Here is a 935-nt window from a genome sequence, read left to right on the forward strand (position 1 = left end):
TTCGGAGAAGTAAATGGCTGAGAGAAAAGCCCAAGTAGAACGTAATACTCTGGAAACACAGATAAAAGTTTCTGTGAATCTTGATGGAACGGGTGAGGCTAAATTTGATACTGGCGTGCCTTTTTTAGAGCATATGATGGATCAGATTTGTCGTCATGGCATGATTGATATCGATGCGCACTGTAAAGGCGACTTGCACATAGACGATCACCATACCGTTGAAGATTTGGGTATTACACTAGGCCAGGCATTCTCTAAAGCTGTGGGCGATAAGAAAGGCATTCGTCGTTATGGCCATGCCTATGTTCCTCTAGATGAGGCATTGTCGCGTGTTGTTATCGACTTCTCTGGCCGTCCTGGCTTGGAATACGATATTCCTTTTACCAGAGGAAGTGTCGGCCGCTTCGATACAGAGCTGTTTTATGAGTTTTTTCAAGGTTTTGTAAATCACGCCAATGTAACTTTGCACATCGATAATCTGAAGGGTAAAAATGCTCATCATCAGATCGAAACGGTATTCAAAGCTTTTGGCCGCGCGCTTCGCATGGCTTTGGAACTTGATGAGCGAATGGAAGGAAAAATGCCGTCTACTAAAGGTTCTTTATAGAACCGGTTTCAAGTTGTACGACAGTTAATAAATAATACTGGCCTCTTTTGAGGTCAGTTGCTTTTTACGAGTGAGAAAAAATGACGACAATTGCCATTATTGATTATGGTATGGGCAATTTGCATTCGGTTTCGAAGGCATTTGAACACGTAGCGCCTGATGCAAAAGTCCTTGTAACTTCGGATGCGGATACGATTCGTGCATCAGATAAGGTTGTTTTGCCTGGTGTAGGCGCTATGCGCGATTGCATGGCTGAAATTAAGCGTTTGGGCTTTGATAGCTTAAGCATGGAAGTTTCCAAGGACAGACCTTTTTTGGGTATTTGTGT

1 protein-coding gene and 1 pseudogene are annotated in these 935 nt (G+C 43.1%); both read left to right on the top strand.

Annotation, left to right across the window (positions count from 1 at the left end):
- The first annotated feature begins 13 nt into the window (after positions 1-13).
- Positions 14-607 (top strand): imidazoleglycerol-phosphate dehydratase HisB, encoded by a 594-nt coding sequence (gene hisB, locus A3729_RS04295; protein WP_068511279.1) that lies wholly within the window; start codon positions 14-16, stop codon positions 605-607.
- 80 nt (positions 608-687) lie between these two features.
- A pseudogene (gene hisH / locus A3729_RS04300) lies at positions 688-935 on the top strand (imidazole glycerol phosphate synthase subunit HisH); the annotation flags it as partial.

Source organism: Oleiphilus sp. HI0043 (assembly GCF_001634935.1).